A 2,281-nucleotide genomic window follows, 5' to 3' on the forward strand; every position below is an offset into this window, starting at 1 on the left:
TATAGCTGCCGCCAGTTTTGTGAGGACAAAATCAAAACCAGAAAGAGAGTTGCCGCGCGGAGCGCGGCAACTCTCTTTCTGGTTTTATGTCCTGATACAGTTGGCGGCAGCTATAGAAGCGTAATTTTAAAGCTGCCAAGAAGCTACACAATAAATGCAAAATAAAAAAGTGCTGTATGAGTAAAATGTTAGCCATGAATTACTTTCCCGCCCATCGATACTTTGCTTACCTTACTTCGCCAGCGATCGCATCTATGCCAGACAAGCAAAATGTGGTGATTATTCAGCCGATGGGAGCGATCGAACAACATGGGGCACATTTGCCATTGATCGTTGATGCGGCGATAAGTATTGGGGTGTTAGCAAGGGCTTTAGAGCAGTTAGCTCCTGCGATTCCTGCCTATGCCTTGCCACCGTTATATTACGGCAAGTCGAATGAGCATAGTACCTTCGCAGGAACGATTACGATGAGTACGCCGACAATGTTGGCGGTATTGACGGATATTGCGGAGAGTATTTATCGAGCGGGATTTCGGAAACTAGCGCTCATGAATTCCCACGGTGGACAGCCGCAGATTTTGGAAATAGTCGCGCGCGATCTCCATGAGAAATATCCCGATTTTCTAATTTTCCCCCTCTTTACTTGGCGAGTTCCTAATGCTGCAAAGGATTTATTAACGCCAAAGGAATTAGAGTTGGGAATTCATGGTGGCGATGCGGAAACGAGCCTAATGCTAGCCCTCTTACCCGAACAGGTCGATATGGATAAAGCGATAACCGAATATCCCTATGGCTTGCCCGAACATAGTATGTTGAGTATGGAAGGAGCAAATCCCTTTGCATGGGTGACGAGGGATTTGACTAGGAGTGGGGTTTTAGGTGATGCTAGGGCAGCAACTAGAGAAAAGGGAGAAAAGATTTTGGCTTCTTTAGTTAATGGATGGACGATATTGATCGAAGATATTTATAAATTTGAACAGCCGAGGGCGTATGGCAATCATCTCCTCTAAATCAATTCAAGAGCCAAATCCTGAAGGCGATCGCTCTGCCGATGGGGTTGCCCCTCAAAAATCATCCGCATCAGCTTCTGAACAGGTTGCTAGTAAAAAATCCACGCCCCGATCATCTAAAAAATCAGCTAAGAACGATCGCCAGTCGCCCGAAATGCAGCAGGCTCTTGATTTACTGCAAGCGGAGGCGACACCAGAGGAGAAGTTAGCGGATCGATTGGCAAAGGATACTTCGGTTGAGGCGGCGCAAGTTGGCGCTGATATTAATATTCGTCCGAAAAGCCTTGAGGATTATATCGGTCAAAAGGATTTAAAAGAATTATTAAATATTGCGATCGCGGCGGCAAAGTCGCGATCATCAGCTCTCGATCATTTGTTGTTATATGGTCCTCCCGGATTAGGTAAAACTTCCCTCGCCTTGATCGTCGCGCAGGAAATGGGCGTACAATGCAAAATTACTTCTGCGCCTGCCCTTGAGCGTCCCCGTGATGTGGCTGGTTTGCTGGTATCTTTGCAACAGGGGGATATTCTCTTTATCGATGAAATTCATCGTTTACCGAGTGTGACCGAAGAGATTCTCTATCCTGCAATGGAAGACTATCGTCTTGATATTACGATTGGGAAAGGTCAGGGAGCAAGGATTCGCAGTGTGCAGTTAAATAAATTTACCCTGATCGGCGCTACGACCCGAATTGGCGCATTATCTTCGCCATTACGAGATCGCTTTGGATTTGTGCAGCATTTCCGCTTTTACGAGCAGGATGAACTGACGCAGATCGTGTCGCGTAGCGCCAAGATTCTTGCGACCCCGATTGATGATGATGGGGCGATCGCGATCGCGGCAAGGTCGCGGGGTACGCCTCGGATTGCCAATCGCCTGCTAAAAAGAGTGCGAGACTATGCGGAGGTGAAGGCAAAGGGCGAACAAATTACAGGGGCGATCGCGGAATCGGCTCTAGAATTATTTAATGTCGATCCTAAAGGTTTGGACTGGATTGATCGCAAACTGCTAACGGTATTAATCGAGAATTTTCATGGAGGTCCCGCAGGTTTGGATACCTTGGCGGCGGCGACGGGAGAGGATGCCCATACGATTGAAGAAGTATATGAGCCTTATTTATTGCAGATCGGCTATATCAATCGCACGCCTCGCGGTCGGGTTGCCACGGCTGCCGCATGGAAGCATTTAGGCTATCCCGTCCAAACGGCGATCGCGGGGTTGTTATAGCTACAGTCACTTGACTTAGGACAAATCAAACCCCAAGAATTGA

General features: G+C 47.7%; 2 protein-coding genes. Both read left to right on the forward strand.

Annotated features, from left to right (window positions below):
• The first annotated feature begins 185 nt into the window (after positions 1-185).
• Positions 186-1,010: a creatininase family protein gene (locus AC805_RS04385; protein ID WP_055074286.1), complete on the forward strand. Its 825-nt coding sequence runs from the start codon at positions 186-188 to the stop codon at positions 1,008-1,010.
• 154 nt (positions 1,011-1,164) lie between these two features.
• Entirely contained in the window at positions 1,165-2,238 is a 1,074-nt protein-coding gene (gene ruvB / locus AC805_RS04390; protein ID WP_369122823.1) for a Holliday junction branch migration DNA helicase RuvB, read from the forward strand.
• Positions 2,239-2,281 lie beyond the last annotated feature (43 nt).

This window comes from Pseudanabaena sp. 'Roaring Creek' (genome assembly GCF_001402795.1).
In the GTDB taxonomy this organism is placed as follows: domain Bacteria; phylum Cyanobacteriota; class Cyanobacteriia; order Pseudanabaenales; family Pseudanabaenaceae; genus Pseudanabaena.

Coding starts and splice junctions, on each gene's coding strand:
- AC805_RS04385 (WP_055074286.1), top strand. CDS start 186: ATGTTAGCCATGAATTACTTTCCCGCCCATCGATACTTTGCTTACCTT.
- ruvB (WP_369122823.1), top strand. CDS start 1,165: ATGCAGCAGGCTCTTGATTTACTGCAAGCGGAGGCGACACCAGAGGAG.